This window comes from Polynucleobacter necessarius (assembly GCF_900095185.1).
Taxonomy (GTDB): domain Bacteria; phylum Pseudomonadota; class Gammaproteobacteria; order Burkholderiales; family Burkholderiaceae; genus Polynucleobacter.
In genome coordinates this window covers 233,215-259,246 of record NZ_LT606948.1, presented here as the reverse complement: position 1 = coordinate 259,246, position 26,032 = coordinate 233,215, and the positions used below count along the sequence as shown (strand labels likewise).

At 43.9% G+C, this 26,032-nt stretch carries 36 protein-coding genes and 4 pseudogenes; 32 read left to right on the top strand and 8 right to left on the bottom strand.

Annotated features, from left to right (window positions below):
- Positions 1 to 25 precede the first annotated feature (25 nt).
- Positions 26 to 409, bottom strand: a complete 384-nt coding sequence (locus DXE31_RS01640; RefSeq protein WP_114697585.1) for a dihydroneopterin aldolase — start codon at positions 407 to 409, stop codon at positions 26 to 28.
- Between the two features lie 233 nt (positions 410 to 642).
- Here DXE31_RS01640 and DXE31_RS12660 point away from each other — a divergent pair.
- From DXE31_RS12660 to DXE31_RS01615, 5 genes and pseudogenes are all read left to right on the top strand, one after another.
- Positions 643 to 1,167 (top strand): annotated as a pseudogene (locus DXE31_RS12660) (linear amide C-N hydrolase).
- Positions 1,157 to 1,501 (top strand): linear amide C-N hydrolase, encoded by a 345-nt coding sequence (locus DXE31_RS01625; protein WP_162785517.1) that lies wholly within the window; start codon positions 1,157 to 1,159, stop codon positions 1,499 to 1,501. The pseudogene DXE31_RS12660 and the gene DXE31_RS01625 overlap by 11 nt, the downstream one beginning before the upstream one ends.
- Before the next feature lie 127 nt (positions 1,502 to 1,628).
- On the top strand, positions 1,629 to 1,811 hold the full coding sequence (locus tag DXE31_RS10910) for a nitroreductase family protein (protein WP_231969273.1): 183 nt from the start codon (positions 1,629 to 1,631) through the stop codon (positions 1,809 to 1,811).
- 92 nt (positions 1,812 to 1,903) lie between these two features.
- Positions 1,904 to 2,248, top strand: a complete 345-nt coding sequence (locus tag DXE31_RS10905; RefSeq protein ID WP_231969272.1) for a nitroreductase family protein — start codon at positions 1,904 to 1,906, stop codon at positions 2,246 to 2,248.
- A 143-nt stretch (positions 2,249 to 2,391) separates the two neighbouring features.
- Entirely contained in the window at positions 2,392 to 2,703 is a 312-nt protein-coding gene (locus DXE31_RS01615; RefSeq protein ID WP_231969271.1) for an alpha/beta fold hydrolase, read from the top strand.
- Positions 2,704 to 3,755: 1,052 nt separating this feature from the next.
- Here DXE31_RS01615 and DXE31_RS01610 read toward each other — a convergent pair.
- From DXE31_RS01610 to ahpC, 5 genes and pseudogenes are all read right to left on the bottom strand, one after another.
- Positions 3,756 to 3,986, bottom strand: a complete 231-nt coding sequence (locus DXE31_RS01610) for an amidohydrolase family protein (RefSeq protein WP_114697580.1) — start codon at positions 3,984 to 3,986, stop codon at positions 3,756 to 3,758.
- A gap of 43 nt (positions 3,987 to 4,029) precedes the next feature.
- On the bottom strand, positions 4,030 to 4,614 hold the full coding sequence (locus tag DXE31_RS01605) for an amidohydrolase family protein (protein WP_162785471.1): 585 nt from the start codon (positions 4,612 to 4,614) through the stop codon (positions 4,030 to 4,032).
- Positions 4,541 to 4,856: pseudogene (locus DXE31_RS10900) on the bottom strand (FAD-dependent oxidoreductase); the annotation flags it as partial. The pseudogene DXE31_RS10900 and the gene DXE31_RS01605, both read right to left, overlap by 74 nt.
- A gap of 127 nt (positions 4,857 to 4,983) precedes the next feature.
- Complete coding sequence (locus DXE31_RS10895) at positions 4,984 to 5,148, bottom strand: hypothetical protein (protein ID WP_231969270.1); 165 nt, start codon at positions 5,146 to 5,148, stop codon at positions 4,984 to 4,986.
- 98 nt (positions 5,149 to 5,246) lie between these two features.
- Positions 5,247 to 5,810, bottom strand: a complete 564-nt coding sequence (gene ahpC, locus DXE31_RS01595; protein ID WP_114697578.1) for an alkyl hydroperoxide reductase subunit C — start codon at positions 5,808 to 5,810, stop codon at positions 5,247 to 5,249.
- Between the two features lie 618 nt (positions 5,811 to 6,428).
- Between ahpC and DXE31_RS09695 the strand changes: the two genes are divergently transcribed.
- From DXE31_RS09695 to ccmI, 18 genes and pseudogenes are all read left to right on the top strand, one after another.
- Positions 6,429 to 6,638 (top strand): hypothetical protein, encoded by a 210-nt coding sequence (locus DXE31_RS09695; RefSeq protein ID WP_162785515.1) that lies wholly within the window; start codon positions 6,429 to 6,431, stop codon positions 6,636 to 6,638.
- Between the two features lie 418 nt (positions 6,639 to 7,056).
- Positions 7,057 to 7,284: a hypothetical protein gene (locus tag DXE31_RS01590; RefSeq protein ID WP_114697577.1), complete on the top strand. Its 228-nt coding sequence runs from the start codon at positions 7,057 to 7,059 to the stop codon at positions 7,282 to 7,284.
- The gene (locus DXE31_RS01585) at positions 7,269 to 7,532 is read left to right on the top strand and encodes a hypothetical protein (RefSeq protein ID WP_162785514.1); all 264 of its coding nucleotides are present in this window, start codon (positions 7,269 to 7,271) and stop codon (positions 7,530 to 7,532) included. The genes DXE31_RS01590 and DXE31_RS01585 overlap by 16 nt, the downstream gene beginning before the upstream one ends.
- A gap of 90 nt (positions 7,533 to 7,622) precedes the next feature.
- A complete protein-coding gene (locus DXE31_RS01580; protein WP_114697575.1) occupies positions 7,623 to 8,030 on the top strand; it encodes an amidohydrolase family protein in 408 nt (135 codons plus the stop codon).
- Entirely contained in the window at positions 8,031 to 8,285 is a 255-nt protein-coding gene (locus tag DXE31_RS01575) for a hypothetical protein (RefSeq protein WP_114697574.1), read from the top strand.
- Between the two features lie 53 nt (positions 8,286 to 8,338).
- Positions 8,339 to 8,533, top strand: coding sequence for a type 2 periplasmic-binding domain-containing protein (locus tag DXE31_RS01570; protein ID WP_114697573.1), 195 nt, complete (start codon positions 8,339 to 8,341; stop codon positions 8,531 to 8,533).
- Positions 8,534 to 8,646: 113 nt separating this feature from the next.
- A complete protein-coding gene (locus DXE31_RS01565) occupies positions 8,647 to 9,075 on the top strand; it encodes a MarR family winged helix-turn-helix transcriptional regulator (protein ID WP_114697572.1) in 429 nt (142 codons plus the stop codon).
- A gap of 19 nt (positions 9,076 to 9,094) precedes the next feature.
- On the top strand, positions 9,095 to 9,319 hold the full coding sequence (locus tag DXE31_RS01560) for a DoxX family protein (RefSeq protein WP_114697571.1): 225 nt from the start codon (positions 9,095 to 9,097) through the stop codon (positions 9,317 to 9,319).
- A gap of 27 nt (positions 9,320 to 9,346) precedes the next feature.
- Positions 9,347 to 9,897 (top strand): annotated as a pseudogene (locus DXE31_RS01555) (flavodoxin family protein).
- Positions 9,898 to 10,083: 186 nt separating this feature from the next.
- On the top strand, positions 10,084 to 10,731 hold the full coding sequence (ccmA, locus tag DXE31_RS01550) for a cytochrome c biogenesis heme-transporting ATPase CcmA (protein WP_114697570.1): 648 nt from the start codon (positions 10,084 to 10,086) through the stop codon (positions 10,729 to 10,731).
- Positions 10,728 to 11,393, top strand: coding sequence for a heme exporter protein CcmB (gene ccmB, locus DXE31_RS01545; protein WP_114697569.1), 666 nt, complete (start codon positions 10,728 to 10,730; stop codon positions 11,391 to 11,393). Before ccmA ends, ccmB begins: the two co-directional genes overlap by 4 nt.
- On the top strand, positions 11,390 to 12,160 hold the full coding sequence (ccmC, locus tag DXE31_RS01540) for a heme ABC transporter permease CcmC (protein ID WP_114697568.1): 771 nt from the start codon (positions 11,390 to 11,392) through the stop codon (positions 12,158 to 12,160). Before ccmB ends, ccmC begins: the two co-directional genes overlap by 4 nt.
- Positions 12,160 to 12,348 (top strand): heme exporter protein CcmD, encoded by a 189-nt coding sequence (ccmD, locus tag DXE31_RS10890; protein WP_114697567.1) that lies wholly within the window; start codon positions 12,160 to 12,162, stop codon positions 12,346 to 12,348. The genes ccmC and ccmD overlap by 1 nt, the downstream gene beginning before the upstream one ends.
- Positions 12,345 to 12,776, top strand: a complete 432-nt coding sequence (gene ccmE, locus DXE31_RS01530) for a cytochrome c maturation protein CcmE (protein WP_114697566.1) — start codon at positions 12,345 to 12,347, stop codon at positions 12,774 to 12,776. The genes ccmD and ccmE overlap by 4 nt, the downstream gene beginning before the upstream one ends.
- Positions 12,773 to 14,692, top strand: a complete 1,920-nt coding sequence (locus DXE31_RS01525) for a heme lyase CcmF/NrfE family subunit (RefSeq protein WP_114697565.1) — start codon at positions 12,773 to 12,775, stop codon at positions 14,690 to 14,692. Before ccmE ends, DXE31_RS01525 begins: the two co-directional genes overlap by 4 nt.
- A complete protein-coding gene (locus DXE31_RS01520) occupies positions 14,689 to 15,219 on the top strand; it encodes a DsbE family thiol:disulfide interchange protein (protein WP_114697564.1) in 531 nt (176 codons plus the stop codon). Before DXE31_RS01525 ends, DXE31_RS01520 begins: the two co-directional genes overlap by 4 nt.
- The gene (locus DXE31_RS01515) at positions 15,216 to 15,686 is read left to right on the top strand and encodes a cytochrome c-type biogenesis protein (RefSeq protein WP_114697563.1); all 471 of its coding nucleotides are present in this window, start codon (positions 15,216 to 15,218) and stop codon (positions 15,684 to 15,686) included. The genes DXE31_RS01520 and DXE31_RS01515 overlap by 4 nt, the downstream gene beginning before the upstream one ends.
- Positions 15,687 to 15,691: 5 nt before the next feature.
- A complete protein-coding gene (gene ccmI / locus DXE31_RS01510; protein ID WP_415077787.1) occupies positions 15,692 to 16,882 on the top strand; it encodes a c-type cytochrome biogenesis protein CcmI in 1,191 nt (396 codons plus the stop codon).
- A gap of 3 nt (positions 16,883 to 16,885) precedes the next feature.
- Here ccmI and DXE31_RS01505 read toward each other — a convergent pair whose 3' ends face one another.
- On the bottom strand, positions 16,886 to 17,626 hold the full coding sequence (locus DXE31_RS01505; protein ID WP_114697561.1) for an SDR family oxidoreductase: 741 nt from the start codon (positions 17,624 to 17,626) through the stop codon (positions 16,886 to 16,888).
- Positions 17,627 to 17,899: 273 nt separating this feature from the next.
- On the opposite strand from DXE31_RS01505, the gene DXE31_RS10885 reads away from it, so the two are divergent.
- From DXE31_RS10885 to DXE31_RS01495, 3 genes and pseudogenes are all read left to right on the top strand, one after another.
- The gene (locus tag DXE31_RS10885) at positions 17,900 to 18,217 is read left to right on the top strand and encodes a TAXI family TRAP transporter solute-binding subunit (protein WP_231969268.1); all 318 of its coding nucleotides are present in this window, start codon (positions 17,900 to 17,902) and stop codon (positions 18,215 to 18,217) included.
- A gap of 117 nt (positions 18,218 to 18,334) precedes the next feature.
- A complete protein-coding gene (locus DXE31_RS10880; RefSeq protein WP_231969267.1) occupies positions 18,335 to 18,577 on the top strand; it encodes a hypothetical protein in 243 nt (80 codons plus the stop codon).
- A gap of 225 nt (positions 18,578 to 18,802) precedes the next feature.
- Positions 18,803 to 19,499, top strand: a pseudogene (locus DXE31_RS01495) (2OG-Fe dioxygenase family protein).
- A 129-nt stretch (positions 19,500 to 19,628) separates the two neighbouring features.
- Here DXE31_RS01495 and DXE31_RS01490 read toward each other — a convergent pair.
- Positions 19,629 to 20,459 carry a Bug family tripartite tricarboxylate transporter substrate binding protein gene (locus DXE31_RS01490; RefSeq protein WP_231969266.1) on the bottom strand — a complete coding sequence of 277 codons (831 nt, stop codon included), beginning with the start codon at positions 20,457 to 20,459 and terminating at the stop codon, positions 19,629 to 19,631.
- 190 nt (positions 20,460 to 20,649) lie between these two features.
- Between DXE31_RS01490 and DXE31_RS10045 the strand changes: the two genes are divergently transcribed.
- The 6 genes from DXE31_RS10045 (at position 20,650) to ccoN (ending at position 26,031) form a co-directional block, all read left to right on the top strand.
- Entirely contained in the window at positions 20,650 to 21,063 is a 414-nt protein-coding gene (locus tag DXE31_RS10045) for an MFS transporter (RefSeq protein ID WP_197712093.1), read from the top strand.
- A complete protein-coding gene (locus DXE31_RS10040; protein ID WP_197712092.1) occupies positions 21,060 to 21,353 on the top strand; it encodes a hypothetical protein in 294 nt (97 codons plus the stop codon). Before DXE31_RS10045 ends, DXE31_RS10040 begins: the two co-directional genes overlap by 4 nt.
- A complete protein-coding gene (locus DXE31_RS10035; protein ID WP_197712091.1) occupies positions 21,322 to 21,795 on the top strand; it encodes a hypothetical protein in 474 nt (157 codons plus the stop codon). Before DXE31_RS10040 ends, DXE31_RS10035 begins: the two co-directional genes overlap by 32 nt.
- A gap of 8 nt (positions 21,796 to 21,803) precedes the next feature.
- Positions 21,804 to 24,236, top strand: a complete 2,433-nt coding sequence (locus DXE31_RS01480) for a heavy metal translocating P-type ATPase (RefSeq protein ID WP_114698615.1) — start codon at positions 21,804 to 21,806, stop codon at positions 24,234 to 24,236.
- 9 nt (positions 24,237 to 24,245) lie between these two features.
- Complete coding sequence (gene ccoS / locus DXE31_RS01475; RefSeq protein ID WP_114697560.1) at positions 24,246 to 24,425, top strand: cbb3-type cytochrome oxidase assembly protein CcoS; 180 nt, start codon at positions 24,246 to 24,248, stop codon at positions 24,423 to 24,425.
- A 163-nt stretch (positions 24,426 to 24,588) separates the two neighbouring features.
- On the top strand, positions 24,589 to 26,031 hold the full coding sequence (gene ccoN, locus DXE31_RS01470) for a cytochrome-c oxidase, cbb3-type subunit I (RefSeq protein ID WP_114698614.1): 1,443 nt from the start codon (positions 24,589 to 24,591) through the stop codon (positions 26,029 to 26,031).
- The last annotated feature ends 1 nt before the right edge of the window (position 26,032 follow it).

The window sequence follows — 26,032 nt, the reverse complement described above, 5'->3', positions numbered from 1 at the left end:
CACTTTTCCGTAGATTGAAGATTGCTTAATTTCTTAAAGCTGCTAAGTCAGCCTGCTCCAGGAGTAGCCTAACGCCCAGTGAGCCAGATTGATTTCTAACGGGAGATTTGCGGAGGCTAATTTCTAAGGCGGTAACTTGGGGGTAGCTTGCGCATGCCTCAACTATCCTACTGACCAATCTTTCTTGAGCCTCATATAAACCATCGCCGGCTAAGCTCTCAATATCAGCAATCAGAGGGTCATAATCAAAAACATGACCGATCCCATCTTCAGTAGTCAACACCAGATCAGAGTCGACCTTTAGCGTGAGATCTAAAGGTCTATCGGGAACAATGTCGCCGGGCTTGTAGATTCCAATTTGGGTTTGGAGTTGAAGATCGCGCAATTCAATAGATGCTTTAGTTCGCATATTGTGATTCTCTGTAGGAGATTAGTCTTTATTATTGATTAGGATAGTATTATTCTTAAGTTACCCCTGAAATCAGGAGGTAGTTGTGGAGAAAAAAATAATGAGAAAGATGGTGGCTGCTTCGGCATCAGTCAGCCTGGCATTTACTCCCTTGGTTAGTGTAAGCCTGTACTAGTTTTCTATTAAAAGGTAGCGATGGTGCTGATGTCTATAGACGAACCCTAGAGTTTGGAATGTCTTTGGCCTCACAGCTCACGACTATTCCTAGAGGCTACGCCCTTAAAGGAATTGGAGTTGATGGCAAGTATGGATCAGGGCTTAGCTGGAGCTCCACATATGCTGTTGCTGCGGCAAACTCAAGCGAGAGTATTAATTCAGTACAGGTGCTGACTGATGTTTTGACCAAGTTTGCTACTGTTGAAGAAATTAAAACAGGATTCCAGAAGATTAAGGTCAACGGAGCTAAGCTGTCTATTGATGGCAATCGCACCCCGCCAATGCACTACACATTCCATGACGCAAATGGAAAAAGTATTGTTGTTGAGTATATGAAGGGGTAGCTCAATATTACGGATAATCCAGTGACCGTGATGACAAACGATCCTCCGTTTCAAGATCAACTGAATAATATTGGTAAGTACGTTAACCTTTCCAAGGTAGAAAAACCGCCACTAGTGATTAATGGTGCCACGTTTGCAGCTCCTAGCTCTGGTAATGCCTTACACGGCCTTCTTTCCTGGCGACTACTTGAGCACTAGCCGCTTTATTCGTGCGGTATTTCTCTCGCGTTCAGTTCCTACTAACTTTACGACTGCTCAAGCAAGTGCTGCAGCTGGGCATATTTTGGGAAGTTTTGATATCCCTCCTGGCGCAGTTACATTACCCGCGAGTAATCCATATGGTGGTGCCTCAGGTGGCTATGAGATAACCGAGTGGAGCGTAGTAGCGAATAATAAAGAGATGCCTTACAGTGTGAAGATGTATGAGAATACTAACATCTATAGCTATGATCTGAAAAAGATAGATGTCAATGCCAAGGAAATTAAATACACTAAATTGGATAAACTCAAAATCGTATTCCCATTAAATTGATTTGCTGATTTGCTGATTCGTATTCGTGCTACTAAACTCGCCTCGGCGGGTTTTTGATTGCCATCAACGGCTATGCTACGGTTTTCTATATCAAATAGATGAATGCCTAAATATACGCAAGCGAATCATGAAAGCATTAATGCCAGCAGATGCAATTACTTCTCGCATGTCTGTGAGAGTTTTTACTAAACAGGGTATCTCGAAGGAGCTGATTCTTCGATTATTGAATATTGCAGCGCGTACCCCATCTGGTACCAATACTCAATCATGGAAAGTTTATGTGCTTGAGGGTAAGTCACTCAGTGAGTGATGTGAAAAAGTCTATACTGCATACGATGAGATTGCTGCTAATCCAGAGTTAGCAAAAGAATATTAGCCAGCTTACGACTATTATCTAGCGAAATGGTTTATAGTCCTTATATCGATCGACGTCGTGAAAATGGTTGGGGTCTATATTGGCTCTTGGGCATCACCAAGGGGGATAAAGATAAGATGCATATTCAGCATCGCAAGAATTTTGAGGCATTCGGTGCACCAGTTTGCTTCTTCTTTACCATCGATAAGGAGCTGGGCAGGGGATCAATGCTGGACTACGGCATGTTCCTGCAGAATCTAATGGTCGCTGCAAGAGGGGGGAGGGCTTGGATACCTGCCCGCAAAATTAGTAAATACCTTTCACACCCCGAGGGTGGTGGGCGGAAGAATTTACGACATGGGTCAACTAAGTTGATGGACATGCTTAATTGAAGAAGTAGCATAAATTTAGTTTTTAGAGGGCAATAATTTCATGCGCTTAATGATTAGATTTCTATTTTGTATTGGCATCCTGTTTGTTTATTGGATTTTATAGTCAGACCACTACAGGTTTTTGTCCTCTGGTTATCAAGAAGATGAGTGTTGATTCGGGTGTGATTAGTTACCTGGACGGTGGTACAGGCCCATCAATCCTATTGATGCATGGATTATTTGCTCAAAAAGAGCAGTGGCTTGATGTTGGTTGTGCATTGGCTAGCAAGGGTGATCAGGTTATCGCCCCTGCTCTTCCTAGTTATGGAGCAAGCTCTGGTTTTTCGGTCTCGGTTTACCCTTTGGGGTCTCAAGTAAAAGTATTGCACGAATTTTTAACTGGTCTAAGACTGGAGCAGATTCATATCGCTGGTAGTTCAATGGGTGGCACTATCGCCTCTATGTATGCGATTTAATATCCACAAGCAATTCAATCTCTTGCATTTATTGGCGCCCCAATAGGAATCATTCCTTGGAGTCCACGGGTGAAGAGTGCCATTTTCCAAGGTGTCAACCCTTTTATTCCGATAAACCAGAATCAATTGGAATTGGAAATGAGCTTGTTATTTTTTAAACCACCGGTTGTGGATTGAAAAATAAGCTCACAACTAATTAAAGACTATCTGGATAACAATCGTCACTATCAATAGGTTTGGGATATTGTTAATTTTTACGGCGGGGCATTAGAGAGTGGACCTGTATATCAGGGCGCAACCTTAATTCTTTGGGGGGGGGAGAAAGATGGCATCTTTAATGTTGCAGGATTACCCGCTTTAAAAAACCTTCCCATAATCCAAAACATTTAGTTATGCAGACTCTGCTCACTTATTGAGGCTGGAGCAACCCAATAAGGTGTTAGATGCTGATGCCGACTTGCTGGGGCAAGGTAAGACAGTATTGCCTAAAAAATAGGTAATACTATTGATTAAGGTTGGCATTCATTTGAAACATGCTACCCAGTTTTGGATATCTTGGAGTTATTTAAAGCCGTTCAATCAGCATTTAAAGGTCTTTAAATGCGGCATATGTAAATATATATTGCTTTGCAACAAAAATATCTTGCATTTAGAAAAAGAGGCTCCTAAAATGGTGCATCGCAATAAAAAACCCATTTACTTAAAGTTAGGATAAATCATGTTTTAAACTCAATTAAATGATCAATTTGCTAATGCACAAGCTAAAGTTAACAAAGTGGTTCTAACGGCAATAAAGAAGTTGCTCAAGTAGTTGACGCTGCTATAGAAAACATCCATAGGTCAATACGTTGTTGCTAAGCCTGCTGCTAAAATCCGTAAAGCTGCTTAATCTGATTGCTTACTTCAGCTACAGATTTAGTTTTACTGTTTTTCTAAAAGCCACCCGAGGGTGGCTTTTTTTTCGTGCTATCAACTAGTCAGACTTATCAACCACTCGACCACCTACTATGGTCATGGATGCTTGAACGTCTTTCAGCGATGTTTTGAGTATTTTAAAAAAAATGATTGGATAGTACTGTCATATCTGCGTACTTACCAATCTCAATGGTGCCCTTCACTTTATCTTCCCCAGTCGCCTGGGCGGGCCAGATAGTCCACATTCGTAAGGCGTCGCGAACTGAAATAGCCTCTCGGGGCTCAAAGATTCCCATATCGGACTGCCTTGTTACGGCCGCATAAATTGCTTTAAATGGATCAATATTGCCGAGGTAGATACCTGTCATATCTGTGTTGGCGGCAGGCTCTCAACCAGTATTAATCATGGTTTTAAATTGATATCCAGTTTTTGCTCTTGCAGTCCCCATAATTTTCATAATCAGCATTAACTAGCTCCAATAACCAGATGGGTTGTGATGAGAGATGACAGTGATTTTCCTTGAGTGCAACACCTCGCTTTAATTGTTCTGGTGTTAGCTGAAACATGCCAAAATGTTCAATACGTTTGATGGTATTACTTGATTGATTTTTGCTGAGCAGTTCGTATGCATTGAGTCCAATATTAGCAGCCGCGTCACCAGAGCAATGCAGCATGCTCATTTTCTGATTTTGATTGGCTAGCTTGGAAAGCTGATTAGCTAATTGCTGATTTGTGACCAAGGTAATTTTTCCGCCAGGTGGATCGGTATCCTGTATGCCTACGTATGGCTCATACATGAAGCCTGTTGGACAGTTATTTTCTCCATCAACCCATGCTTTGATGGCGGCAAAGCGGTAGTAAGCAGGATTTGCTTTTGCTGACATTTCAAAAATACTTAAGTCTTTTAGCATACTTTCACCGTTAGGTGCCGCCCAAACTGAAGCGGTATATCGAATATTCGGCGTAGGAGCAGAGAGTGAGACACTTTGCATCACGGGAATGGCAGTAGCTAGTTAGACTAACCATTTTTCTTTGCAACACAGCATCGGCACGCAGTTTGCTATCCAATTCAATCCAATCAAGGTGACATGACTTACGATACCCAACAAGTCAATTGCAGCGTCAACACCTGAGTTCCCACCACCAATTACCGCGGCACGCTTGCCTTTAAATAAGGGGCCGTCACAGTGAGGGCAATAGGTACACCCTTACCGCGATATTCTTGTTCGCCGGGTATATTCGATTGCAAAATAGCCAAGATAAAGGCAGTCAGTTCGTGACCCATTGGCAGTCCAGCAAAAGTGATGCGCGCAGACTGGTCAAGTTTGCTTACAGTAAAGCTAGGGATGTGATCCGCTGTGCCGTCAGCTTTGACGGGTGATTTTGTCAGGCTGTTCAGCAACTTCGTTTAAGAGCTCAAGCATTTGTTTTGAGCTTTCGCTGCCATCCACGCTAGCCACTAAAACGATAGGGCTAACGATTTTTTCAAAATAAACCTTGAATTGAGATTTGATATTGGTATCGAGCATGATAATTTCCTTCAATATTTTTTAGGTGAGTCTATTGGGCAGGATCTGTTCCTCTCCAATAGACTCACCGAAGAGAGTCTATGGATGAATGATTCAGCTTAGATCTTGCCTACGAGATCCAATGATGGAGTTAAGGTTGCTGCCCCTTCTTTCCACTTGGCTGGGCAAACTTCACCTGGATGTGCAGCTGTGTATTGAGCAGCCTTTAATTTACGCAGAGTCTCAGAAACATCACGAGCGATTTCGTTGGAGTGAATTTCTGCGCTCTTGATTACACCTTCTGGATTGATGATGAAGGTGCCACGTAACGCTAAACCAGCTTCAGGAATATGCACACCGAATGCATTGGTCAAAGTATGAGTTGGGTCGCCTACGAGCGGGAACTTTGCCTTACCAACAGCTGGAGATGTTTCATGCCAAACTTTGTGTGAGAAATGAGTATCAGTAGTAACGATATAAACCTCAGCACCCAATTTTTGGAATTCAGCATAGTTTTCAGCTGCATCTTCAATTTCCGTTGGGCAGTTAAATGTGAATGCTGCTGGCATAAAAATGAGCGCTGACCAATGGCCCTTCAGAGTCTCGTCGGTAACGGTAACGAACTTGTCGTTGTGGAAAGCTTCGGTTTTAAATGGCTGTACTGCTGTGTTGATGATGGACATACTGTGCTCCTAGTTTTGGTTAATCAATATTTTGGTAGCAAATACAACTGAATGAATTGTGAACCTCTGATGATTATTTGTCTAATGAATAAATTTGATATTTATCATCGAATTATTAGATAAACTGAAATTGCCCATCCTAAAATACTCAATATTCAATTTAGACCATATAAATCAATAGAGTACAAATTCTGAGAATGCAGGGGTTCTCAATTGCATCCAGCTAAGGGGCAAAACATCGCCTTGCAAAGGTTTGTAGCGCACGCTAACTATGAGCTTGCATTTAGTAATCAGGACGCAAACCTACAGTAAGAACAGCTAGCATACTGATGCAAAAGGCACTTACAAATCTTATAACTTTTAACGTTTTTAGTTAAATTTTGCTTATCCCTGCATCCTATAATGAGCCCTAAATTGATCGCAAACGCTGTATTCAACCCAATCTTTTAAGTAGATTATTTATGAATAAGAAAATCCTTGTAATTTGTTTCTCTGCATTCCTAACCTTGGGATCTGTAAGCGTTGTTCAAGCTGAAGAGCAGATCTTACCAATTCCCAAAATCTCTGACAGTTGGACCGTAGATGTAACGCCATATTAGCAGTCTCAAGTCTGGTGGAATGCTTGCGAGCAAGGTTCGTTATGGTAACCGGGGGATGATGGCTGACTTTATCAGCGCAACGCTTCACAAAACAGGAACAACATCTGTCACCCCCGCCCCTGGTTATAACTTTAGGGTGGGATTGAAACCTACAGTTCAACAAACCATTTTGACTGGCGCAGCAACATACAATTTAGTCAACAGTCAAGACGCCACTTTGGATGGTTGACTAGGGGTTCGTTGGATTAGTGCGACAGCCACATTGAATCTGGCTCTTGATGGCACGAATTATTCATTGAGCGATTCTAAAACTGTGAGCACTGCTCATCCAATTGTGGGCTTCAAAGGCCGCTATCGTATTGCAAGCTCAACTGGGTATGTGCCTTTTATGCTGATATAGGTAGCGGAGGAGGTGCTACCAACGTAACTTGGCAGGCCATGGCTGGCATAGGAAAGACTGTTGAGAAATGGGTTGATGTCTCTCTAACTTATCGCGGTCTTTACTATGACATGCGCTCCTCAAAGACTAACGGCGCAGGCTTGCTGCAAAAACGACTTTTCAAATCCCGCAATTATCTGCCATTTTCCACTTGTCATTCTTTTAAATAGTGCTTATGAAACTTGCTTAAAAATGGGTACTGAATTTAGTGGTTGCAGGATTATTTTCATCCATACCATTTGCTCAAGCAGTTTCTAGTCAACCAAGTAATGTTAGGGCGGATAATTCAAGTGCCGTTTCAGCTGCCTCTAAGCCGGCGGTAGATTCTGTTGATATTGCTAAAAAACTGGCCCATCCAATTGCCAATATGAATTCAGTCGTGGTGTTGGCAGAAATCAAGGAGGGCCTGAGCAGACCCTCTTGTTCCAACCAGTAATGCCTTTTGATTGGGGCGGCGACGATATTTTTATCGTCCGTCCAATTGTGGCTGGCGCAAGAGAGATTAGCGTTCAAGATGCTGTGGGCCAACCTTTTGTTGTTTATACCAATAAAAAGAAGCTTGGACTTATACAGCTAATATGGAAGCACTTTATAACTGTAATACGCGCCGTACTTCCAACCCGCTTTATGTTGGCTGATGGTGTGCTCATTTCATTTGGCCGTGGGCCCTATGTATTACGTTAGCAATACTCCGGGTGGTCCATCGATATGAGGTGCTCGTGCTACCGTAACTTTGGTGATTTTAAAATAATGAATTAATACCTAGGAAAAGATATGCAATTTGCTTCGAAGCTATTCTCTGCTGTATTGATGACGCAGAGCGCCCTTGTGTTTGCAAAAGGCAATACCGATACCATTTTTTATGGCGGCCCAGTTGTTACCGTCAATGCTAAAAATGAAGAGGCACAAGCACTCGCAGTTCAGAATGGCAAGATCGTGGCTGTTGGTACAAAGGAAGTCGTTACTAAAGACTGGCAAGCTAGCACTGCCAAGAAGGTCGTGGATCTTCAAGGGCAAACACTCATGTCTGGATTTGTAGAGCCGCATGTTCACATTATTATTACTTCGGTATCTGAGGGTCTGGGATTAAAATTCAGGAATTTCACATTGCCATATGACACCAAAGAGACCTGGATTCAGAAAATGAAGGCAGCACTAAAGAATATTCCTGCGGGAGGATAGTTGTTTGGTTTTGGTTTTGGTTTTGGTTTTGGTGTTGATCCAACACGCACCACGCCATTTATGGCTGAAATGGCTGAATTAACTGCAGATGATTTAGATAAGGTCTCTAAAGATGTTCCGATCTTTATCGTCAATCAATCGGGCCCTATTGGTTATGTCAACCATAGGGCTCTCGAAATTGCTGGTGTTACGGATAAGACTCCAAATCCCCCAGGCGGCGGTATTTATATGTCAAGGATGCTACAGTCAAATTGACTGGTAAATTGGTTGAGCCCCCTATGCGGGGTTAGTTTCATGTTCCAAAAAAAGTGCCAGGTTCACGGATATTAGATGGCCAATTCACCAGTATACAGCAAGCGATTGCCACCAAGAAGTCGAATTTAGAAGCAATTGAATATTTGGATGCTTGTCTCAAAGAGTGTATTCGGAGTGGCTTGGTTGCGAATTTGCTGCAAAAATATGGTGTGCAGGACTTATCCGCCGCCCCCATTATCAAGCCGTAGAAGGTGAGTGAGAGGACGCCTGCCAAGTCTCAAATCAAACCCCCCCATTAATGTGGGGTTTTTTGTTGCTCTAGCTTGCATTTAGTTCGTATTAGTTCTAATTAGTACTGTATATGAGTCAAATGAACTTCTTACCAACACGACGCACTCTTGTGTCTGCCTATCAGGCTTTTGAGCGATATTCAGCGCCAGATGTCAAAGCGATGGGTTTAACTACTACTCAGTTTGATGTGATTGCGACTTTAGGTAACCAACTTCCAATGACATGCAAAGAGTTGGGTGACAAGACTTTAGTAACCAAGGGAACGCTGACAGGGGTCCTGGAACGTCTAGAAGCGAAAGGAATTTTGGAGCGGAAATTAAACCCAGAGGATGCGCGCAGCCAAATGATTGGGCTAACAACAGCCGGAAAAACATTATTTGAAAAAGTATTTCCTGCGCATCTACAGCATTTAGAAAAAGCATTTTCTAAATTGAGCGAAAAAGAGTTCGCGGAAGTTACTAAATCTTTGCGGGTTATTAACCATATTTTTTCAAATTAAATTAATCAGAGAAGTTTTGATGAATTCAATATCCAAGCCGTTAGTATTCATTGCCAGAATTTTGCTTGCAGCAATTTTTATATCTGCAGCCTTTATTTTGCATAATTTTTGGGCCGCTCCTGCTGATCAGGCTTATGTACAAAATCTCATGTTGATGAAAAATCTGCGTATTGCAGGCGGTCTATTTTTGTTGACAGTATTTGGCGCTGGTGAGCTCTCGATTGATTCTAAAAAAGTATCTTAATAATTGGCTTATTTAAAGGAGAAAAGTATGAAAAAAATTGCAGTGATATTTCATAGCGGTTATGGTCACACAGTAAAGCAAGCAGAAGCAGTTGCAAAAGGCGCTAATGGAAGATTGGTGGCAATTGATGCTGAAGGCAATTGAACTGAATCCCAATGGTCAATCTTGAATGACGCTGATGCAATTGTCTTTGGATCGCCAACCTATCTGGGTACGGTAAGTTGGCAATTTAAAAAGTTTACCGACGCGAGCTCAAAGCAGTGGTTCTCTCAGTAATGGAAAGACAAGGTGTTTGGCGGCTTTACCAATTCGGCTACGATGAATGGTGATAAGCATTCTACTTTGCACTATTTCCTTACTCTAGCCATGCAACACTCTGGTTTATGGGTTCGCACTGGATGAATGCCCTCAAATTCTAAGGCTGCAAAGCCTGATGACATTAACTATGTCGGTTTTTCAGCGGGAGCAATGATGCAAACTCCCTCAGACGCAAGTGCGGATGAAGTCCATTCGGGGATTTGGAGACTGCTAGACTATACGGACAACGTATCGCAGAAATTACTAAGCGTCTTAAGTAGGCTAAGTAATTGATTTAAAAAAACTACCTTTGGGTGGTTTTTCCTTTCTGTGAGGACTCGGTTTATACTTTCATAAGTAATTGAATTAAAAGGCATTATTCCCTTAATTCCACCTGTCCTGGTTTGACAGTCCCTATGGGCTCTTGGACAATGCCTGGGGTGGTTTGATTCAAGCCACGAGCCCTCATGATTGTCACTACCTCCTCCATCTCCAGCAACCCATCACTTGCGCTTGAAGCTCGTGAGCTGTGCTGTGTGCGTGGCGAGAGAACGTTATTTCGGGATCTCGATTTCAGAGTTTCAAACGGAGAGTGCCTACATGTTCGTGGAGAGAATGGAATCGGCAAAACCAGTTTCTTAAGGCTTTTGACAGGCCTATCTAAACCTGAGTCTGGAGAGATACTATGGAATGGTGAGTTGATCAGTAAAGATGCTCCCATCTTTCACCGCGATTTGCTATTTCTGGGGCATCGTGACGCACTCAAAGAAGACCTCACAGCATTCGAAAATATACAGTTGTATGCTGCGCTCGATAATATTGCATTATCAGACGTTCAAGCCCTGAATGCTTTCTGGCGCTTTGGTCTACGTGGGCGCGAATACTTGCCCGTGAGTTGTTTGTCTGCTGGACAAAAGCGTCGTGTATTGATGGCGCTTATGTTGACTCGTCAAGCTAGATTATGGATTTTAGATGAACCATTCAATGCGCTTGATACTGATGCAGTAAGGGCGTTACAGACTTTGATTGCCGAGCATATAGAGCATGGTGGTTTGGTGATCATGACTAGCCATCAAGAGCCCAGTCTTCCAAATGTTAGGGTATTGGATTTATGAATGCCTTGTTAGCTGTTATTCGTCGTGATTTGCTTTTGGTGATGCGTCGCAAAAGCGAGGCGCTCACAGCTTTATTCTTTTTTGTCGTCGTGACCAGTTTATTTCCTTTGGGCATTGGTGCGGATAGTGCCTTGTTACGTAAAATTGCACCAGGGGTTTTGTGGGTCACTGCTTTATTGTCGACATTATTGGGTTTGCAGCGGATGTTTTCTGCTGACTATCAAGATGGATCCTTGGAGCAGCTCGCTTTATCACCGCAGCCTATGGTTCTCCTAGTTACCGGAAAAATTATTGCGCATTGGATTGTGAGTGGATTGCCGCTAGTGTTATTAGCTCCCGTTATCGGGATCCAGTTTGATCTGGATGCAAGTGCTTTATATGTATTAATGGGAACCCTCCTAATAGGAACGCCAGTACTATCCTTGTTGGGCTCTATAGGTGCAGCGTTGACACTGGGCGTCAGGGGAGGGAGCGTCTTATTGAGTTTATTAATACTGCCTTTATGCATGCCAGTGCTGATTTTTGGTGCTGGCGCTGTTTATGCAAATAGTGTGGGTTTAGACGCGTCAGGGCATTTTTCGTTGCTGGGCGCATTATTGATTTTGGCTTTAGCATTTGTCCCTTGGGTAAGTGCTATAGCTGTGAAGATTGCGATTGAATGAGACAGGAAAAGAATTTTTCTAATAACCGCTTAGTTAACTGGTTCAGGTTATCTAGCCCCAGTACCTTCTATCCGGTAGCGGGGAAGCTTATCCCTTGCTTTTGGGTTTTGACTTTGCTATTTGGCATTGCCGGTTTATGGGTCAGCTTTTTTGTGGCTCCGGTTGATGCCGTGCAAGGTCAGGGGTATCGAATTATTTTTGTACACGTTCCAGCGTCTTGGATGTCCATGCTTATCTACCTAGTGATGGCAGTATGGGCAGGGTTAGGCCTCATCTTCAATACACGCTTGTCCGCAATGATGGCGCAAGCACTCGCTCCCGTTGGAGCTTGGATGGCTTTTTTGTCATTGTGGACAGGGGCATTCTGGGGGCAGCCAATGTGGGGCACTTGGTGGGTTTGGGACGCTCGCCTCACATCAGAGTTAATTCTTTTGTTTCTTTATCTCGGTTTTATTGCCTTAAGAGCATCAATTGATGATCCTCGTCGTGCAGATAAAGCAAGTGCCACTTTGGCTCTCGTGGGTGTAGTGAATGTGCCAATTATTTACTTCTCAGTTAAATGGTGGAATACCTTGCACCAAGGGGCTTCGGTTTCTTTAGCTAAGGCCCCAGCCATGGCTCACACCATGCTTTTAGGTATGCTTTTGATGGCCTTATGTTTTTGGATGTACTCGATAGCAGTTACCTTAATGCGAGTGAGGGCAATTATTTTGGAGCGTGAAGCCCATGCTGATTGGGTGGGACAATCGAGTAAGGTAAAAAGTTGATGTGGAATAGTCCTGCCGAGTTCTTTGCTATGGGTGGCTACGCGCTATATGTGTGGAGCAGTTTGGGTGTCTGTGTATTGATAATGGTATTAGAACCCTTGCTTGTGCGCAGTCGCTTCAGAGCTATCGTACGCAGATTACAACAAGAGCAATTAGCAGAGCAGTTTGATAAAGAGACTTGTAAGTGAAGCCTAGACATAAACGTGCATTGATTGTTGCTACTCTCATAGCAATTGGGGCTGCAGCGCTGTTCATTCTAAATGCACTAAATAGCAATATTGCTCTGTATGTAACCCCTAGTGAGGTTGCTGCTGGAAAAGCGCCTCAAGGTCAAGCCTTTCGAATTGGCGGCATGGTAAAAGATGGCTCGTTGAGGCGCGATGGTTTAACCGTGCACTTCGTAATCACGGATCTTGCCAAAGAGATTCCAGTTACCTATACCGAAATTCTTCCTGATTTATTCAAAGAGGGTAAGGGTGCCGTCATTCAAGGGCGCCTGAATGCCAATGGAGAATTTGTTGCAAGCGAAGTGCTGGCTAAACATGATGAAAACTATATGCCGCCGGAAGCAAAGCACGCTTTAGATCAGGCCCAAAAGAACGGAAGTGCTAAATGATTCCTGAATTTGGGCATTACGCGCTAGCTTTGGCGCTATCTATTGCTTGCGTTCAAGGGGTGTTACCTTTATTGGGTGCGCATTTTGGTCGTCGTGATTGGCTGGTCTTAGCAAGACCAGCTGCACAAACCGTTTTTTTGCTACTGGCTATTGCATTTGCAATTTTGGTTTGGAGCTTTTACGTCAATGATTTTTCAGTGCTCTACGTAGCGCAACATTCAAGTTCTCAATTACCGCTGATGTATAGAATCGGCGCGGTATGGGGTGGTCACGAGGGTTCGCTGTTGTTATGGATTTGCTTATTAGCTACTTGGACGATATTGGTTGCTCAGCTTTCTAAGGCGCTTGATGATTTTATGGTGGCCAGAGTGATTGGTGTTTTAGGTTTGGTTACTAGTGGTTTGTTGTTATTTGTCTTAACAACATCAAATCCGTTTGAGCGATTATTGCCGGCTGCGCAAGATGGTCGCTCCTTAAATCCTTTATTGCAAGATCCTGGCTTAGTATTTCATCCCCCAATGCTGTATATGGGTTATGTTGGATTCTCAGTTGCCTTTGCTTTCGCTATTGCTTCTTTATTGTCAGGAAGATTAGATGCTGCCTGGGCGCGCTGGTCTCGCCCTTGGACTACCGTTGCATGGATTTTCTTGACTCTCGGTATTGCTTTGGGTTCATGGTGGGCCTATTACGAATTAGGTTGGGGTGGCTGGTGGTTCTGGGATCCTGTTGAAAATGCTTCTTTTATTCCTTGGCTAGTGGGAACAGCTTTATTGCATTCATTGGCTGTGACTGAGAAGCATGGTGGTTTCAAAGGCTGGACCGTGCTTTTGGCAATTACTGCATTCTCTTTATCGCTATTAGGAACGTTTTTAGTTCGCTCCGGTGTATTAACTTCCGTTCATGCTTTTGCAACTGACCCACGGCGTGGTATTTTCATACTGCTCTTCTTGTCCTTGGTGGTAGGCTCATCATTATTGCTGTACGCTTGGCGCGCACCCAAAAGCACAATGGGTGGCAAATTTAGCTTGAGCTCTAGAGAGACATTAATTCTGCTTGGGAACGTCTTTTTAGTTGTCTCTGCTGGTTCTGTATTGCTGGGAACGCTTTACCCATTGCTGATTGATGCATTGCATCTTGGCAAGATCTCCGTTGGCCCACCTTATTTTAAGAGTGTGTTTGTCCCCATCATGGTTCCTTTATTGGTATTGATGGGACTTGGTCCTTGGGCAAGTTGGAAAAAGAGTAACTTAGTTAGCATCATCCAGCGTTTGTGGCTTGCTGGTGCAGTTTCTTTAGTCGCAGGCATAGCAATTCCTCTGGCCATGGGTCAATTCACATGGCTTGCAGGCTTAGGATTTATGCTGGCTTTTTGGGTGATTGCATCAGGCTGTATGCAAATTATGCGTCAAGCAAAAGCGGGTAAACCTACACGCTCTTTTATAGGAATGCAGGCGGCACACTTAGGAATCGCTATTTTTGTTATTGGCGTAACTATGGTTGGCGCATACCAAGAAGCAAAAGATGTTCGTATGACGGCTGGCGATACTGTCAATGTTGGCGCATATCAGATTCAATTACAGAGTGTAGATGCTGCGCGTGGCTCCAATTATGATGCTATGCGCGGCACATTCTTGTTGTCAAAGAACGGCACTCTCGAATCGACTCTTTATCCTGAAAAAAGAAATTATTTCTCTTCAACAATGCCCATGACTGAGGCAGCGATTGATGCTGGGCTTACGCGAGATATTTATGTATCTCTTGGCGAAGAATTGGGAGACCAGTCTTGGGCTGTGCGGGTCTACTACAAGCCATTTGTCGATTGGATTTGGGGTGGTTGTTTGTTGATGGCTCTTGGCGGCATTCTAGCAATGTCAGATAAGCGTTACCGACTCAAGTTAAAGAGCAAATGGGCATGAAAGTAAAATTTTTGATCCCGCTAGTACTGTTTGTCGGCCTTGTCGTTTTTTTGGCTATCGGTTTAAATCGTGATCCACACGAAGTTCCATCGCCCTTAATTAATAAGGTAGCGCCTAATTTTGAAATTCCACAATTAGCTGATCCTAATAAATCCTTTTCACCAGCTAATATGAAAGGTCAAGTATGGATCCTTAATGTGTGGGTCTCGTGGTGTGTAGCGTGTCGTGAAGAGCATCCTGTATTAGTAGAGCTGGCTAAATCTCAAAAGGCACCTCTTATTGGTTTGGATTACAAGGATAAGCGTGAGGATGCTCTGGCAATGCTGGTAAAGCAAGGTAATCCTTATGTGCTCTCAGCGTTCGACGCTAACGGACGCGTTGGTATTGACTACGGTGTCTATGGTGTGCCAGAGACCTACATCATTGACCAAGCTGGAGTAATACGCTTTAAACATATTGGTCCACTTACGATGGACTTATTAAATCAAAAAATCTACCCCAAGCTGAATGAGTTGAAGAAATCATGAAGCAGAGTTTTCTACTCGCTATTTTTGTATTTACTTTGGGCAATGCATTTGCTAAGGATGCCGCTCCTTTAGCAGATGATCCTTTAACAGAGCAACGTTTAATTAGTATCTCTGAAGAAATGCGTTGTTTGGTATGTCAGAATGAATCATTGGCTGGATCACGCTCTGACTTAGCAAATGATCTGCGTCGCGAAATTCGCATCCTCATCAGAGAAGGAAAGAGTGATGATCAAATTCGCTCTTTTATGGTCGAGCGCTATGGCGATTTCGTCTTATATCGCCCACCGGTTAAACCAGTGACCTGGCTGCTTTGGATAGGCCCCTTTGTTATCTTGGGAATCGGCATCGCAGGACTGTGGACCTATCTCAGACGAAGAAATGCTAGCGTCCCTAATGTGACCTTGACTGATGCAGACAACCAAAAAATTGACGCATTATTGAATGCTGCTAGCAAGAAAGAAGGATGAACTCAGTGGCAAGTTTTTTAATCTCTGCTTTTTTGCTTTTAGTGCTGGTCTTGGTCCTGCTCTTGCGACCATTTATTTTTCCTGCAAAGATTTCTGCGACGTCACGTCGTCAGATGAATGCTGCTATTTATAAAGAGGAGTTAGACAAACTAGCGGCAGAGCACAAAACGGGTCTCATTACCTCATCAGATTATGAGATCGCCCATGTTGAAATGCGCCAGAGGCTTTTTCAAAATACGGTTATCGAAGATGATCGCGAGGTTGCAGGTTCCGCAAAGAAAACGGCTACTGGTCTTTCTGTCTTTATCGTCTTGTTTTCCTCCGCCCTGTACTTTGCTTTGGGAGATGCTGTTCGGATCGCTGAAAGAGGGCCTGAAAATCCAGTTACTCAAGAGGGCGTCGAAAAAATGGTGGCTGAATTTGCTGTCAAAATGGAAAAAGATCCCACCAATTTGAAGGGTTGGGTCATGTTGGCCCAGTCTTATCGTATTTTAGGTCGTACTCAGGCCGCTGCTAAGGCTTATGAACGTGCAGGTGACTTTATCGATGCTGATCCTCGGCTCTTAGCAGACTATGCGGATGTTTTAGCAGCTAACGCTAATGGAAGTTTTGTGGGTAAGCCTCTGCAGTTAATTAATAAAGCCTTAAAGCTAGATCCTAATAACTTGATAGCACTTTGGCTTTCGGGAACGGCTTCCTATAGCGCGGGTAATTACAAAGCTGCTGTACAGGCTTGGGAAAAATTGGCGCAACAATTGCCACCCAATACTGATGAAGCACGTGCTATTCAGGGATCTATTGCTGAGGCACGATCGAAGGGCGGGCTTGTTCCTCTAAAGCCATCAGTCGCATTAGGCAAGGAGATAAGCGGTGTAGTTGAATTGTCTCCCGAACTCAAAGCCACGAGTAAGCCTAGCGACACCATGATGATCATTGCACGTAAGCCTGGCGAACGCATGCCGGTTGCAGTACTTAAGGCTCCTGTAGGCAGCTTTCCAATGAACTTTGCTTTAAATGATGCTCTAGCTATGAATCCAAGCGCACCTCTATCGCAATTGTCGGAAGCTAGCATAGAGGTGCGTATTTCAAAGACGGGTATGGCCAAGCCTGAGGCAGGCGATTTAATTTCTTCGGTACAAAATATCAAGGTTGGCGCAAACAATGTCCGCTTGCTAGTTGATCAAGTACGTCAGTAAGATCTAGCGCCTTCCAACAAATGGCATATTGGTTGCCATAATCGTCATGGAGAGAATATTGCTTTCGAGTGGAAGTTGAGCCATATGCAACACGGTTTCACCCACATGATCCACATCCATACGTGGATCCACCTTCATGGATTGATCGGCTTGCATAATTCTGGCGGCCATAAGTTCTGTCATTTCAGTAGCAGCATTACCAATATCGATTGGACCGCAGGCAATATTAAAGGGGCGTCCATCTAAAGCGATGGCTTTTATTAAACCGCTGATTGCATGTTTTGTTGCAGTGTAAGGCGCTGACATCGGGCGAGGCGCATACGCTGAGATCGAGCCATTATTAATAATGCTGCTGCCTTGAGGAGATTGGGCCTTCAGCATGCGAATGGCCTCTTGTGAGCATAGAAACGCACCACAGAGATTGGCATTGACTACATTCATCCACTGTTCGTAGGTCAACTCTTCCATCGGAATTGCTGGAGCACCCATGCCGGCGTTATTAAATAGCGCATCGATGCGTCCAAAATGATCACTCAAGGCCGCAACAAGCCTTGTAACTTCATTGAGTTTGCCAATATCACATGAAACAGCAAGGGAATTACTTTGATTGCCTCCTATAGCAGCAATCGCTTTTTCCAGTCTATCAAGATTACGTCTGGTGAGCACGACTTTATAACCCCCTCGGAGGAGGGTCTGAGCAGCTGCTTTTCCAATACCGGTTCCTGCGCCCGTAACCAGGGCGATCTTAGCTTAGTTTCTCCTGAATTCATAAAGACCTACGAGCTTCTAAAAGCCTTATCTTATCGTGATTGATATAGATCGTTTTGAAACCTTTTCCTAGCGCCCTGCTCGGGGCATAATGCCAAAAACACGCGACACTCTTCATGAACTTCATCAAAAAACAAATTTATAACCCAATGGTATGAGTCGCGACCGTTGTTGCGTTTCTCATTATCATTTTTGGTGTGCTGTGGTTCTTGGTTCCGCCACCGTCAAAGTCGATCGACTGGCGGTACCTTGGATAACTTGGCCCTTTTAAATGATTCAAAGTCGGGTGTGGCATTCGCAATGGTCCAAGGCGGTGTTGCAAATATTAATGACGATCCAAAGTTAGTATCGATTGCGAGAATGTTTTATGAGCCAATCTGGGTTTGGTATCGTGAGGGAGCTTTTAAAAACGATCGCGAACAGCTCAAGATTTTGAGTCAACTCAAAGGTAAACGGGTGTCCATTGGTAACGAGGGTAGTGGCACCCTAGTGTTAACCAAAGATTTATTCAAAACTAGCGGCATTGCTGAACATGAGATGACTGCTGAGAGATTAAAGCCTGATTAGGCTATTGCTAAGCTCAGTAGTGGTAAATTAGATGCAGCATTTATTGTGGCAGCTGTCGAGGCGCGCCCATTTTGAAAGGGGGGTGAGCTTCCGTCTGGTCATGGTCTCGATTTTCCATTGCACGTAGATGCTGAGATTTATTTGAAGGATGGGCCTTCGTTCTTACATCGCCACTTACCGTTTTGGATTGCAGTTTGGGTAGGTCGTTTCGTGAAGATGGTGATTCCATTATTGGTAATTTTGATTCCGTTGTTTGCCTATATTCCATTGGCTAAAAAATTTCTTATTACGCTTGAAGTGAGCTCAGGTATATGCAGAGCTCAAGACAATAGAGAGGAACGCACAAAATCCGGAACTTAGCGAGAAGAACTGCAGAGATTTTGAGGCGATCGAGAAGCGTGTTGGCAAGATTAAAGTATCCATGCTCGATGCCAAAGAGTTGTACGATCTTAAAGGGCATGTAGGCGCAGTCCGTGCTCGTTTAAACTGAATAAGCGCATCAAATGCTTAAATGGCAGATATTGACTCTAAAATAGACTGGTGGTATTAGCTGGACTTCCACCTCCTCTGACGCCTCGAAAGCAAATGGATCACACTTTGCGAGATGAGGGCTTTGCAGTCGTCTCTGTGGAGACTGTGGCCGAATTTAGTAACGTGACGCTTGAGAGTCTCCAAAATCTCATCCAATATTGGGAAATATTGCCGCGTGACCCCTATTTAAAAGATGGGGGTCGTTACCGTTTTTGTCGTCACGCAAGCTATCAAATTCAGGGCGAAGAGCTTGCTTTGGTTCCGCATCGTGCTTCACTGGCAATCGCTTGATTACAACGCACTTCATGGTGGCATTGAACGCTGGTTTGAGTCCGTTCAAAATGAACGAGTCAATAACCCTGCTTGGCAATCGGTGCTGATTGGATGGGCGCAAATCCTAAATGGCTTCAAGCCAGTGAAAACCTAGTTTGTTGAAGCGCATCAATTTCGGATAGATACGACTGATGGAATAGGTCGCCTCTCCCCTGAGGGAGCGCATTGTGATGGCGTTGATTTTGTTGCGGTCTTGTTGCTGGACCGTTCTAATCTCAAAGGTGGAGAGACTAGAATATTTGATGCCACAGGTTCTGCTGGTTTACGCTTCACTCTTACGCAATCTTGGTCCTTATTGTTAATGAATGATCAGCGCATGATTGATGAATCAACTCCTATTCAACCTCTGGAAAATTATGGCTACCGAGATACTTTGGTTCTCACATATCGCTCGAATCCCAATCGGAGCCAGCAATAGATTGCCGACTCAGGTTGCATACCAGCTTCTTTGAAGGCTTTTGCCCACTTCGTAGTCTCCAATTTAATTTTTTGACAAAGTGCTTCTGGTGTTCCAGGTTGTGTTTCAAAGCCATTTGCAGATAGTCAGTCAACTCAATCTTTTGATTTGGCGGCCTTTATTGATTGCTTGATTTAACTTCAGGATTGCACCCTTAGGCATGCCTGCTAGACCCAATGCAGCAAAGAATGCAACTAATTCATAACCTTTAATTTCGAGAGCTTCATTCACAGTGGGTAACTCTGTAATTACTGGGGAACGTTTTAGAGAGGTTACTGCCAAGCCACGCATTTTTCCTGCTTGTACTTGAGGTAAAGAAACTCCAAAGTGAGATGTAAACATATTTACCTGGGCGCCGATTGGATCAGTCATCGCGTTAGGACCACTTTTATAGGATGCCCCTGTCATTTTGATGTCTGCGAAGCTAGAGAGCATTTCAGATGAAATGCGCTGAGATGTACTCGCATAAGCAAAAATCATTTTTCCTCGATTTGCTTTTGCTAGAGAAACAAAACCATTCAGTGATTTAGCGGGTACATCATTATTAACAGCAATAATTAGTGGTGCAGATCCAAAGTATCCAAGCGGAGTAAACGCAGTATCTTGACTGCAAGGTAAATTTTTGACGAGACTTTTTAGTGCGGTATTGGTGCTATTTGTCCCGATTAGTATCGTATAACCATCTGCAGGAGCTTGTGCAACAAAATCTGCGCCAATTATTCCATTTGCTCCAGACTTATTTTCAACAATAACGGGTTGCCCCAATGATTCAGACATCTTGACAGCAAAAGCGCGTCCTATTTGGTCGGTGGTGCTGCCAGGAGCAAAAGGCACAATTGCTTTTATAGGCTTTGAGAGGTAGTTATCCGCAATCACTTGGGTGCTAGCTAGTCCAATGAAAAAGCCAATACCAATCTGCAACAGTCTGCTAATAATTTATGCCCCTCTACGATTTTTGCTAGTGTAACGGGTCTAATTGGCTTTGGGCGAGTAGAATGAGTCCAAGTTTCTACTGATTATTTATGCGCGTTCGTTCAGCTGGCTACACCCCCTTAATGTTTATGGCACAGACCTGTGCTTTATATTGGGCTTTGCATGCTACGCAGTAGTGTTGACTGCCCTCCAAGAGGAGGGGCACCTGAGTAATTTGCAGTCTGGACTAATTGCCAGCGCTTTTTTCTTTGGTTATATGCTTGCTGTTCCCTTAGCGACTGCATTAACGGATCGAGTTGATGCGCGTAAGGTCTATTTAGTTGGTGGTCTTACTGCTACTTGCGGTCTGTTGGGGATGGGCTTATTGGCAAATAACTTCTGGACTGCGCTGTTCTTTATGGCTTTGAATGGCGCAGGTCTTGCAGGTGCATACATGCCAGGCCTCAAGATTTTATCTGATCGTATTCAGTCAGGAGAATTAACTCGCCATATTGCTTTTTATACTGCCTTCTTTGGAAGAGGAACAGGTTTTTCCTATCTCTGTTTAGGTTGGATTTTGAGTGCACTTGGTTGGATTATGTATTTGGCGTGATTGCCTTAGGCCCTTTTACCGCTTTTCTAATTGTGTTGTTGTTGATTCCGCCGCTACAGCACGAGAAGTGGAAGGGTCCTATTAATATTCGCTTGCATGATATTTTTCCGGTTGAAAAGTGGAAATTGGTTTTGCAGGATAAAAATGCCTCGAGATTTATATTTGGATATACCGCACATTCTCTAGAGCGTTTTGCCTCCAGAAGTTGGATCGTTGCCTTCTTCGTTTTTTGTACATTTACTTCTGGAGAAGTATTTTTTGGCAGTCACAACTCTAGCTGGAGTGATTAACTTTTTTGGAGTACCTTTTTCTATTTTAGGTAATGAAATCGCTTTACGAATAGGGCGCCAAAAATGGATTTGTATTGTGATGTTAACTAGTGCAACCTTAGGAATTGCATTAGCGAGTTCAACTGGACATGCATGGTGGCTTATTGTTGCCCTAGTTGTTGGACATGCCATTTTCATCATGGCAGATTCTGCAACATTAACTGCGGGGCTGGTAATTAGTGCGCAGGAGAATATCAAGGGCGCTGCCATGGGGTTGCACTCCTTAATGGGCTTTGGTGGTGGATTGCTGGGATCAGCGATCTTTGGATTTGTCTTAGATATTTCCGGATCCCGCACCTCACAAGTAGCTTGGGTATTGGCTTATGTTGCCGTCGTGATGTGGGGCGTTCTTTTTGTGATTTACGAGCGTCGTAGCGGCTGGGGAAATAAAGCGCACTCATGAGGGGCCAAATGGATCAGAAGCTTGCTCTCCATTGTTATCACTGTTCGAGTCTAATTCTCTCTCAAGATTTAATCGAGGCAGAATTAGGTGGTGAGTCTCGCTCATTTTGCTGTTCGGGATGTATGGCGATTGCGCAAACTATTCATGGTGAGGGCTTAGAGGTTTTTTACACAAGACGTTCTCAAGCCAGCGATAGGCCGCCATCATATCTAGCATCTCATGAGATTCCAGAAAAGCTCAAGCCATACGATGACCCCTCATTACTGGGTCGCTTTACCCGAACCTTTGGGGATGGGGGTAGTCTAGAGACAACGCTGCGCCTAGAAAAAATTCGTTGTGCGGCCTGTGTTTGGTTGTGTGAGCAGCATCTGCGAAGACATGCAGGTGTTCAAGACGTTCAAATTAACTATGTCACCCAAAAAGCGATCGTTCATTTTTCGCCAGAGAAAACGAGCCTAGCAAGATTACTTTTTTCAATCGAGCAGATTGGATATGAGGCTTGGCCGTTTGAGCCATCACTCTCAAGAGATCAATCACAAAAAGAAAGGCGTAACCTTCTTCTACGCCTAGGTGTTGCTATGTTAGGCATGATGCAGGTGATGATGTACGCCTGGCCTACCTATGTTGGTGTGGACATCGCTCCTGAATTTGAAATGCTATTAGCTTGGGTGAGTTGGGGATTGACCGTTCCAGTCATGATCTATTCAGCAGGACCTATATTCCATTCGGCCGGGCGAAGTCTTTATTCATTCCGGAAAACGCATATGTTGGGAATGGATGTTCCCATAGCCCTAGCACTTGCCTTGGCTTTCATTGCAGGAACGATTAATTTAGTCAAAGGATCCGGTCAGAGTTATTTTGATTCGATCACGATGTTTGTGGCATTTATCTTAGCTGCTAGATATGTGGAATTGCTCGCTAGACAGGATGCTCAAGGTGGAGCAGAAGCTCTAGCAAAGCAACTGCCAGCAACATGCGAATTGGCATTGCATTACCCAGTTTCACAAGAGATTAAAGTAGTGCCCGTCGTGAATTGCAATCCTGGAGCCGTGCTGCGCGTTTCTCCCGGTGAGGTGGTGCCAGCAGATGGCGTTCTCATCGAAAATCCCAGTGCACTGGATGAGTCACTGCTCACAGGTGAATCAACACCAGTAGAGAAAAAAATTGGTGATCGTGTATATGCGGGAACCCATAACATTCTTAATCCTCTATTTATACGAATTGAAGCGGTTGGACAATCGACGCGTATAGCGGGTATTGCCTCTTTATTAGATCAAGCATTACTTGCGAAGCCAGTGATGGTGAGCCTTGCTGAAAAGTGGACTGCTTATTTTGTTGTCTTTCTATTGCTGAATGCATTTGCTTCATCTGTTCTTTGGCTTTATTTCGATTCTAGTCGTGCCTGGACTGTTTTAGTTTCAGTTCTAGTGGCCAGTTGTCCATGTGCACTATCGTTCGCGGTACCAACTGCCATGGCGGCGGCTCAGAGTGCGGTAACAAGGCTAGGATTGCTGATTGTTCGTGGCCATGTAATGGAAGGTTTAGTAAAGGCGACAGATGTGGTGCTTGATAAAACGGGTACATTAACGATGGGTCAACCTGAATTGTTGGAGGTCACTCATATACGCGCAGGCTATCGTCGTGAGGACGTTTTAGCTATCGCGGCTGCACTTGAGTCTGGACAAAGACATCCTCTAGCCCTCTCTTTATTGCGTGCTTGCGCAGCTGAAAATCTCTTACTTCCCTCATTCAGTGATCCAGTAATAAATCATATGGGCAGCGGCTTAAGTTCTGGTTCGTATCGCTTAGGTAGTTCAGCATGGGTTGGGGTAGGGCAGGGTAGTCAGTTAGGTCAATATGGACAGGTGCACTTAGCAGATGATCAAGGTTTAATTGCGAGCTTTGTATTTTTGGATACCCCAAGAGTGGGTTTAGATCAATTCTTAAAAGCGGTGAAGTCGAGAAATATTTCTATTCATTTGGTTTCGGGCGATGATCGATCTACTGTTGCATGGTGGGCTCAGCATGTTGGGATTGAACATTTTCAGGGTTCTTGTACGCCAGAAGATAAATACGATTATATTGAGCACTTACAAAAACAAGGGCGATGTGTATGGGCTATCGGAGACGGAGTCAATGATGCCCCCTTGCTGGCTCGAGCCGATGTGTCAATAGCAGTCGGAACTGGTGCACCTCTAGCTGCTGCTGGTGCGGATGCAATTTTGACTGCTAGCTCGCTGCAGCCTTTGGCAAAAGCATTGCAATTGGCAGATAAAACTCAGACCATCATTAAGGAAAATTTAATATGGGCATTGATTTATAACTTGCTGGCGATACCAGCTGCAATGATGGGCTGGGTCAATCCATGGGTAGCGGGAATCGGCATGTCTCTTTCCTCGCTCGCAGTGACTTTAAATGCCTGGCGTTTACGAAACGCTTAGACTGTAACGATGGAAAGTTTATTTCTCCTCATTCCCATCTCCTTGCTCTTAATTGGTCTTCTTGTATGGATATTGCGCTGGTCCATTAAGAGTGGGCAGTTTGATGATTTGGACGGCCCAGGTCATGCAATTTTGATGGATGACGACACGCCAAGATCTAAAGAAGTTAGTGAACACTCTCAAAAATAGCCACATATTTTCTAGACTCTAGAAAATAAGCGGTTTTATTCCTTTAAGCATCAATTTGCCTCACACTTTTGATATAGATCAAACCACCTAGAGGACCCTGATTTGATAATCAATCCAATCTATTTGGATTATGTCGTTGTTTGGTCGCAAAAAAGGAGAAACCATGGGGCTTACCGTGGGGGGTAATCACGATACCTTCAATTACAAGGTTGTCAGCCAATTTGCCATTATTACTGTGCTTTGGGGAATTGTTGGCATGCTCGTGGGGGTTATCCTCGCGGCCCAACTCATCTGGCCTGAGATCACCTTCAATATTCCTTGGTTAAGTTATGGCCGCTTGCGTCCTTTGCATACCAATGCAGTCATTTTTGCATTTGGTGGATCGGCCTTATTTGCAACTTCATATTACATCGTGCAACGCACATGTCAGGTGCGTTTGTTCTCCGATAAATTAGCAGCATTTACTTTTTGGGGATGGCAAGCCGTGATTGTTTCTGCAGCTATCACTTTGCCATTAGGTATTACGACTTCCAAAGAGTATGCGGAACTCGAATGGCCGATTGATTTATTAATTACGGTGGTGTGGGTAGCTTACGCGGTAGTATTTTTTGGAACTGTGATTAAGCGTAAAACAAAACATATTTACGTTTCGAACTGGTTTTTTGGTGCTTATATTTTAACGATTGCAGTGTTACATATCGTCAATAATGTTGAAATGCCTGCAAGTCTCTTTAAATCTTATTCTGCATATTCAGGCGCCCAAGATGCCATGATTCAGTGGTGGTATGGCCATAATGCAGTTGGCTTCTTCTTGACTACCAGTTTCTTAGGCATGATGTATTATTTTATTCCAAAGCAAGCTGAACGCCCAATCTATTCATACCGCTTATCGATTGTCCATTTTTGGGCTTTGAACTTTACTTACATGTGGGCAGGTCCTCATCACTTGCAACATACAGCATTGCCAGATTGGACTCAATCTTTAGGGATGGTTTTCTCATTAATTTTGTTAGCTCCATCTTGGGGCGGCATGATCAACGGCATTATGACACTCTCAGGTGCTTGGCATAAATTACGTCGTGACCCAATTTTGAAATTCTTAGTAGTCGCCTTGTCTTTCTACGGCATGTCTACATTCGAAGGTTCCATGATGTCTATCAAGACGGTTAACAGCCTGTCTCACTACACAGATTGGACTATTGGGCACGTTCACTCTGGCGCATTGGGCTGGGTTGCCATGATCACAATCGGCTCTCTGTACTATCTGATTCCTCGTTTAGTGGGTCAAAAAGATATGTATAGCACTAAGCTTATTGAATTGCATTTCTGGATTGCAACAAGTGGAGTAGCGAGTTATATCGCAGCCATGTGGATTGCTGGTGTGATGCAAGGATTGATGTGGAGAGCATTCGAGCCAGACGGTACTTTGACTTACAGCTTTGTTGAGTCTGTAAAAGCAACTTATCCCTTCTATGTCATTCGTTTGTTGGGCGGTCTGTGCTACCTAGTCGGCATGTTTGTGATGGCTTACAACGTCTACAAGACTGTAGTTGGTAAAAAATGCATTGATGCTGCGATTCCACAAGCGTCTGTAGCAGCTCATTAGG

Coding starts and splice junctions, on each gene's coding strand:
- DXE31_RS01640 (WP_114697585.1), bottom strand. CDS start 409: ATGCGAACTAAAGCATCTATTGAATTGCGCGATCTTCAACTCCAAACC.
- DXE31_RS01520 (WP_114697564.1), top strand. CDS start 14,689: ATGAAAGTAAAATTTTTGATCCCGCTAGTACTGTTTGTCGGCCTTGTC.
- DXE31_RS10910 (WP_231969273.1), top strand. CDS start 1,629: ATGAAAGCATTAATGCCAGCAGATGCAATTACTTCTCGCATGTCTGTG.
- ccoS (WP_114697560.1), top strand. CDS start 24,246: ATGGAAAGTTTATTTCTCCTCATTCCCATCTCCTTGCTCTTAATTGGT.
- ccmD (WP_114697567.1), top strand. CDS start 12,160: ATGTGGAATAGTCCTGCCGAGTTCTTTGCTATGGGTGGCTACGCGCTA.
- DXE31_RS01615 (WP_231969271.1), top strand. CDS start 2,392: ATGAGTGTTGATTCGGGTGTGATTAGTTACCTGGACGGTGGTACAGGC.
- ccmA (WP_114697570.1), top strand. CDS start 10,084: ATGATTGTCACTACCTCCTCCATCTCCAGCAACCCATCACTTGCGCTT.
- ccmB (WP_114697569.1), top strand. CDS start 10,728: ATGAATGCCTTGTTAGCTGTTATTCGTCGTGATTTGCTTTTGGTGATG.
- DXE31_RS10905 (WP_231969272.1), top strand. CDS start 1,904: ATGGTTTATAGTCCTTATATCGATCGACGTCGTGAAAATGGTTGGGGT.
- DXE31_RS09695 (WP_162785515.1), top strand. CDS start 6,429: ATGCTTGCGAGCAAGGTTCGTTATGGTAACCGGGGGATGATGGCTGAC.
- DXE31_RS01610 (WP_114697580.1), bottom strand. CDS start 3,986: ATGACAGGTATCTACCTCGGCAATATTGATCCATTTAAAGCAATTTAT.
- DXE31_RS10895 (WP_231969270.1), bottom strand. CDS start 5,148: ATGCTCGATACCAATATCAAATCTCAATTCAAGGTTTATTTTGAAAAA.
- DXE31_RS01480 (WP_114698615.1), top strand. CDS start 21,804: ATGGATCAGAAGCTTGCTCTCCATTGTTATCACTGTTCGAGTCTAATT.
- ahpC (WP_114697578.1), bottom strand. CDS start 5,810: ATGTCCATCATCAACACAGCAGTACAGCCATTTAAAACCGAAGCTTTC.
- DXE31_RS01560 (WP_114697571.1), top strand. CDS start 9,095: ATGAATTCAATATCCAAGCCGTTAGTATTCATTGCCAGAATTTTGCTT.
- DXE31_RS01515 (WP_114697563.1), top strand. CDS start 15,216: ATGAAGCAGAGTTTTCTACTCGCTATTTTTGTATTTACTTTGGGCAAT.
- DXE31_RS01565 (WP_114697572.1), top strand. CDS start 8,647: ATGAGTCAAATGAACTTCTTACCAACACGACGCACTCTTGTGTCTGCC.
- ccoN (WP_114698614.1), top strand. CDS start 24,589: ATGGGGCTTACCGTGGGGGGTAATCACGATACCTTCAATTACAAGGTT.
- DXE31_RS01525 (WP_114697565.1), top strand. CDS start 12,773: ATGATTCCTGAATTTGGGCATTACGCGCTAGCTTTGGCGCTATCTATT.
- ccmC (WP_114697568.1), top strand. CDS start 11,390: ATGAGACAGGAAAAGAATTTTTCTAATAACCGCTTAGTTAACTGGTTC.
- DXE31_RS01580 (WP_114697575.1), top strand. CDS start 7,623: ATGCAATTTGCTTCGAAGCTATTCTCTGCTGTATTGATGACGCAGAGC.